This is a genomic window from Gelidibacter sp., from assembly GCF_039916245.1.
Lineage (GTDB): Bacteria > Bacteroidota > Bacteroidia > Flavobacteriales > Flavobacteriaceae > Gelidibacter.
The window spans coordinates 1-6,176 of the sequence record NZ_JBDSLS010000192.1; the positions used below are offsets into that span (position 1 = coordinate 1).

Genomic DNA, 6,176 nt, shown 5'->3' on the forward strand with positions numbered 1-6,176 from the left:
ACATATACTGCGGAGCAATAGCTATTGTTTTTTTAGCTAAATCGTTGATGAACTGTTGTGTTTTATCATCTTCAATAGTTAATAACAATCCAGGTTTGGTACAAAATTGTCCTGCCCCCGTAGTAATAGAGCCAGCAAAAGCTGTTGCAACAGCTTCAGACCTATTTTCTATGGCTTTTGAAGTTATAATTACAGGATTAATACTTCCCATCTCAGCAAAAACGGGAATTGGCACTTTACGTTGAGAGGCTATATCGAAAAGAGCCCTACCTCCTGAAATACTTCCCGTAAAGCCTACTGCTTTAACCTTATCGTGCTTTACTAATTTAACCCCAACCGTTCTTCCACGTCCCATAATATTTGAAAAAACGCCATTTGGCATTCCAGTTTTTTCCGCTGCTTTAATAATGGCCGAAGCCACTAACTCAGCAGTGCCTGAATGCATGGCATGTGCCTTAACAATAACTGGGCATCCGGCGGCCAATGCGCTCGCGGTATCTCCTCCTGCAGTCGAAAAAGCCAAAGGAAAATTACTTGCCGCAAACACCACTACTGGACCTAGTGGGATTAGTGTACGTCTTAAATCATCTTTAGGCATGGGCGCCCTTTCTGGCATTGCCTCGTCAATTGTGTTCTCTCTCCAATCTTCATTTGCTACCAAGTCTGCGAAAGCGCGCAATTGAAAAATTGTTCTTCCACGTTCGCCGATCGCTCTGCCTTCTGGCAATCCAGATTCTGAAGTGTACGCATCAATTAATTCCTGATCCAAAGCCAATATCTCATCGGCAATAGCATTTAAAAACGCTGCTCTTTTCGCACCAGAAACTTTTCTGTAGATTTTAAATGCACCCCAAGCCAATTCAACAGCTTCATCAACCTCATCAGAAGTTGCTTCATAAAATGCTGTTGGATTTTGAATATTAAGCTTCGGATTTATGGTGTGATGTGTTTTATCACCACTGGCTTTTAACGTTTTTCCGATATAATTTTTTCCTGTTATCATTTGCAATGACTTTAAATTAACTGAATATCAATCACTTACACTCATATAGTGCACGAGTGTTTTATTGTATGGAATGTGATGAATTGAATACACCGAAATCCACCGCACGTGTTCACTAAACAAATATGTATTCAAAACCGATAAACATGTTCTGATAAAAACAAATTTAGAGGCATCACCCTGATTATAATAATAGGCTATTATCCACAACTAATACTATAATATCGTATTGTTAAAAATTTAACATATTCAGGATTAAAAAGTTGATTTATTTAAAAAAAATATATAATGTTTGTTAAATAAGAATTTAAAATATCAACATAATGGAAAGAAAATTAAATGGAATTTTTACCCTTTTATTAGTGGTGTTGGCGCAACTTACCTTTGCGCAGCAAAAAGCCGTTTCAGGAACCGTTACCGACGAAGAAGGCTTGCCTATGGTAGGTGTAACTGTACAAGTTCAAGGAACGAATTCAGGTACTTTAACCGATTTTGATGGTAACTTTACCATCCAGGCTTCTAAAGAACAAATTTTGATCTTTAAGTATGTAGGATTTGCAATGCAACAAATTACCGTTGGAAACTCAAGCAATGTAAATGTTACCATGTTAGTCGACACTGCAGCATTGGAGGAGGTAATTATAATGGGGTACATATCAAAACGAAAGGATGATATGACAGGTTCTGCAGTTCAATTAGGCTCAGAAGTATTACGACAGACAACCACTGTTTCTGTTGATCAGGCTTTACAGGGGAAAGTGGCTGGATTGAATGTGAGCACGACTTCGGGTACGCCTGGAGCTACTGCTGACATCCGTATCAGAGGAAGAAGCTCCATTACTGCGGGCAACAGCCCTCTTTATGTTATAGATGGCGTCCCAATCACGAATGAAAACGTGAGTGGTTCTGCTAGTGGATCGTCGCTGTCTGCTCTGGCAAGTTTGAATACTAACGATATTTCAAGTATAACAGTTCTTAAGGACGCTTCCTCAACTGCGGCTTATGGTGCACGTGGAGCAAATGGAGTTATAGTCATAACCACTAAAAATGGAGCAGCTGGAAAAACGACCTATAATGCAAGTTCATCTTTTGGTTATTCGAATGACGCGATAAAAGGACCGCAGGTTCTGACCGCAGCAGAAAGAGAAATGTTGTTTTATGAATCCCTCTATAATAGTTATGGGGCCAGTAATGGATTTACTAAGGGTGATGCAAAGCAATTTTACCTCAATAATTTAAATTCATTCGGAAACGATTATGTGGTTTGGAATGAGGCAGGAAGGCCTGAAGCCAATTGGGCAAAGGTAATTACCAATAGTAATGCACCTATTCAAGAACACAACCTTTCAGTCACTGGAGGCGGAGAAGATCATAATTTTTATGCCTCCGTTGGATATTTTGATCAAGAAGCCACAGTAATAGGTTCAGATTTTCAACGTGTTTCAGGATCATTAAACCTTACAAAGAAATTTAATGAGAAACTATCATTTAGCACTTCAAATACGGCATCACACAGTTACCAGGATGGCACTTTAGAAGGAAGCGCTTATTTCTCTTCTCCTCGTGCAGTTAAGTTTTTTATGCCGCCCACTTATGAACCCTATAATAAAGATGGGTCAATCAATCTTAATACAAATTTGCCAAACCCTTTGTGGGTTGCTGAAAATGATATTGATATCAACAGGCTCACCCGAATTCTTTCAAATAATTCTATAACCTGGCAGACTCCTGTTGAAAACTTATCCTTTAGCAGTAGAGCTTCTATCGATTATCGCATTACAAATTATAAAAGATACAGAAACCGAATATCCGGTGATGGCGCGGGCACCAATGGATATGGGTATCAATCGCACAATAGCTCTACCAGTTATGTGTTTCAAAACAGATTGGATTATAAATGGTTAACAGGTCCTCATTCTTTAGACTTTACCGTTTTACAGGAGTACCAAAAAAACAGAAGGTATTTGTTAGAAGCAGATGGAGAAGAATTTGGTACTGACGGATTATCAAATCTTGCGTCAGCAGGTTCTCCAACTCTTGCATCTTCTCAATTTACAGATTGGTCAGTTGCGTCTTATATGGGAACCGCTTCTTACTCTTTCGATAACACCTATGTGTTAAACGGAACTTATAGAAGAGAGGGAAATTCAAGATTCAGTCCTGAAAATCGATGGGGTGATTTTTATTCCGTTGGTGCTGCCTGGAACTTACATAGAGCCGCCTTTTTGGAAGACTATACAAATGTAAACATGCTGAAATTACGTGCTTCTTACGGCGTCACCGGTAATGCAAATATTGATTTAAATAAATATCAGGTTCTATTCGGATATAGCACTAATTACGGCGGTACTGCAGCTGCTTTCCCGTCACAATATGGAAATAGCGATTTAACTTGGGAAACGAGCCACACGCTTGATCTTGGCATCGATTTCGCCTTCTTGGAAAACAGATTGGATGGATCTATAGCCTATTACTCAAGAGAGTCTAAGAATCTTCTTTTAGATGTGCCATTATCTTTCACCACAGGGTTTAATCAACAAACCAGGAATATTGGCCGAATGAGCAATAAAGGGTTTGAAGCTGAATTGAGTTATGCTATTGTGAGATCAGAGGGTTTTAATTTAACCTTGGGAGGAAATATAGCAGTTAACAAGAATGAAGTCCTAGAATTGGCTAAAGATGCTGCCGGGAAGGACATCACCATTACCACCGTTACCCAACGCGTAGAAGTTGGTGAACCTGCATATGCCTGGTATATGCCAACATGGTCGGGAGTTAATCCTAATACCGGAGTTGATGAATGGTATCTTAATGGAAAGGACGGAGAAACAACTACCAACTTTAATCAGGCGGCAAAAGCTTTCCAGGGAGGAAGCGCACTTCCCGAGGTTACTGCTGGCCTAAATTTTCATGTAGATTATAAAGGTTTCTTTATTGACGCAAGCGGATTTTACCAAGGTGGTCATAAAGTTTATGAGTCTTGGCATTTATACACCCACCAAGGGAATGCCTATTCTCTTAATTTATATCAAGGCATAAACACGGTATTAGACAGATGGCAAAATCCAGGGGATGTTACAAGATATGCCAAAGTACAGAATAGTTATGAGCCATGGAGATACAACTCCAAATTTCTATTCGACGGAGCCTTTGCGAGACTAAGAAACCTAACTTTTGGTTATGATTTTTCTGATCAAATCAACAAGGCTGCGGGCATAAATAATGGAAGAATCTATATTCGTGGAACAAACTTGCTAACCTGGGTCAAGGATGATAACCTTGTATGGGACCCTGAGGTAAATGCTTCAGGATTCACAGATATGTTCACTCCACCCACCAAATCCGTCATTTTAGGTGTTAATTTTAATTTTTAAAATATTATGAAAAAAATAATCAATAAAATAGTATTTACCTTACTCATAGCCATTCCTGTGCTCATGGGTTCGTGCACCACTGAGGACCTAAACCCTACCTTGGAACAAAATAAAGAAGGCAGTGAAGCAATTGTTACAACTGCCGATCTTGAAGGCATCCTTAAAGGAGCCTATAACAGAATGACCAACTTTGAGTATTATGGTCGTGACTATATTGTAACTAATGAAGTCCGCACTCCTAATACCTGGGCTAATGGAAGATCTGGTCGTTTTACAACAGAAGCAACATTTGCCTATAATTCAAATGGTCAATATATTTGGGACAATGCTTATGCAGTCATTGCCAGTGCGAACATTATCATAAATACGGATATTGCAAGTCTCAAAGATTTTTCGGCAAATGGAGACTATGCAAAACATCTTCAAGGGCAAGCATATGCTATAAGAGCATTAGCACATTTTGATCTTGTTAAGGTATATGGACAACAGTATGTTGATGGTGGATCTGGTTTAGGCGTGCCTTATTTACTGGAATTCAAAGCAGGGGATGGAATCCCTTCTCGTGGAACTATTGTGGACAACAAAACTCAATTGTTTATTGATGTTAAAAACGCCTTTGAATTTATGAGTGATGATTTTTTCGATGATTCAAAAGTGTTTATTTCTAAGTATACTTCAAAGGCATTAGAATCTAGAATGGCAGTTTGGTTTGAAATGTGGGAAGTTGCAAGAGATGCTTCACTAGCGGTTATCAACTCCAAGCTATACTCCATTATCACTGAAGACCAATACGTTAGCTCCTTTGCAACTGGTAGTGCCAAAAACTCAATATTTGAACTGGCTTTTGATAGCACTGATAACGAAGGAATTAATGGCTTGGAATTCATTTATAGAGGCGCTTCTTATGGAGATATCTCTGTGACTCCGAACGCCTATAATCTACTTTACAGCGCAAACGATGTAAGGAAGAATATTTTGGGAACCGAACAAGTAGGCTCTAACCTCAGGCTGAGAAACCTAAGAAAATATCCAGAGAGAAGTTCAAATGTCACCTTATTTAGGTACGAGGAGGTGATTCTGAATATGGCCGAAGCCCAAATGAAGCTGAATGAACCGCTAATGGCTCTTGCTTATTTAAATATGATTCCTGAAAACAGAAATGCAGAAACTTACACTGTGGCAACCATTGACAATATTTTGAAAGAAAGAAGAAAAGAATTTCTTTTTGAAGGGCTATATTTTTGGGATCTACAGCGGTTAAAATTGGACATCATTAAGGTTGATCCAGAGCAGAACATTCAACAAACAATTCCTTATGGAGATTTCCGAAGAATACACCCTATACCCCGCGCTGAGCTTGATGCCAATTCAAATATTGTGCAAAATCCTGGTTATTAATAATTATAAATTTTCATCATAGTTAGAAATTGACTGTTTTGGATCCTCACCTGTGAAAGAACAAATTTAGATTTAGCTATCCAAAGCAAACTCAACTAAATCTTGAGGGCTTTAAGAATAAGCGGTTGTTAATAGATTTAATTCTATTTTCAATCGCTTTTCTTTTGGTGGTATTCTGAGTCTTAGTTCTGTGTTTTTTAAAAAAGCTTTTAGAGACGAACGATTAAATTCCTTTGATGGTGACTTAAAAATCATTAATGTCCGATAAAAGATAAAACCACTTGATTTTAATTTTCGTGTTTTATGATTTTTCGAAATCAGCTACCAATTAAAAGATAATTGTTCTTGCTCAGCTTTATCAATAATCCAGTCTTTTTCCGGGTTTTCTAGAAATTTCATTA

Annotated in this window: 3 protein-coding genes; 2 read left to right on the top strand and 1 reads right to left on the bottom strand. The window is 38.3% G+C overall.

Annotation, left to right across the window (positions count from 1 at the left end; translation table 11 throughout):
• Nucleotides 1–1,003, bottom strand: a 1,003-nt coding sequence (locus tag ABIQ28_RS10340) for an aldehyde dehydrogenase family protein (RefSeq protein ID WP_348036963.1), incomplete at its 3' end; no start/stop codon positions are given.
• 323 nt (nucleotides 1,004–1,326) lie between these two features.
• On the opposite strand from ABIQ28_RS10340, the gene ABIQ28_RS10345 reads away from it, so the two are divergent.
• Nucleotides 1,327–4,377 carry a TonB-dependent receptor gene (locus ABIQ28_RS10345; RefSeq protein WP_348036965.1) on the top strand — a complete coding sequence of 1,017 codons (3,051 nt, stop codon included), beginning with the start codon at nucleotides 1,327–1,329 and terminating at the stop codon, nucleotides 4,375–4,377.
• A gap of 6 nt (nucleotides 4,378–4,383) precedes the next feature.
• Nucleotides 4,384–5,775 carry a RagB/SusD family nutrient uptake outer membrane protein gene (locus tag ABIQ28_RS10350; protein ID WP_348036967.1) on the top strand — a complete coding sequence of 464 codons (1,392 nt, stop codon included), beginning with the start codon at nucleotides 4,384–4,386 and terminating at the stop codon, nucleotides 5,773–5,775.
• The last annotated feature ends 401 nt before the right edge of the window (nucleotides 5,776–6,176 follow it).

Bases quoted from the DNA above. Each gene is read 5' to 3' on its own strand.
- ABIQ28_RS10350 (WP_348036967.1), top strand. From the start codon at position 4,384: ATGAAAAAAATAATCAATAAAATAGTATTTACCTTACTCATAGCCATT.
- ABIQ28_RS10345 (WP_348036965.1), top strand. From the start codon at position 1,327: ATGGAAAGAAAATTAAATGGAATTTTTACCCTTTTATTAGTGGTGTTG.